Origin of the sequence: Arthrobacter sp. ZGTC212 (genome assembly GCF_002929255.1) — a bacterium.
GTDB classification, from domain to species: Bacteria; Actinomycetota; Actinomycetes; order Actinomycetales; family Micrococcaceae; genus Arthrobacter_B; species Arthrobacter_B sunyaminii.
Window position 1 is genome coordinate 1 of record NZ_PJIJ01000058.1, and the last position, 569, is coordinate 569.

General features: G+C 62.2%; 1 protein-coding gene. It reads left to right on the forward strand.

Features of this window, described 5'->3' with window-relative positions:
• Nucleotides 1-285 (forward strand): 2-oxo acid dehydrogenase subunit E2 (locus CXQ89_RS17850; RefSeq protein WP_181032430.1); only part of this gene is annotated, 285 nt, incomplete at its 5' end.
• Between the last annotated feature and the right edge of the window lie 284 nt (nucleotides 286-569).

Sequence of the window (569 nt, forward strand, 5' to 3'; positions counted from 1 at the left end):
GGTGGAACCTTCAGCATCACCAATATCGGTTCGGTCGGGGCCCTGTTCGATACCCCGATCATCAACCAGCCGCAGGTGGGCATCCTCGGCACCGGCGCCATCGTGAAGCGCCCAGTGGTTGTTGCTGACGAGAACGGTGACGACTCGATCGCCATCCGCTCCATGATGTACCTGTCCCTGACGTACGACCACCGCCTGGTGGATGGCGCCGACGCCGGCCGGTTCCTCCAGACCTTGAAGGCACGCCTTGAAGAAGGCGCCTTCGAAGCGGACCTGGGGCTGTAACAGGCTAGAACGCGCGACGGCGGTGCAGGCAGCGGTGGGAGACCATCGCAAGGCCTGCACCGCCGTCGGCCGTTAACAGCCCCGGTATCGCGAAGGATCACCTGAGATCCTGACCTACTACGAGCCGTAGAAACTCTGGCTACACTGGTCCCATGAACATCGTCTATAACATCGTGGTTTTCCTGCACATCGTCGGCGCGGCCATGATCGTGGGCATCTGGATCGGCCAGATGAAAAAGCCCACCGTCCACCCCCGCCAGTTCGACGGCGCCATGCTCCAGCTC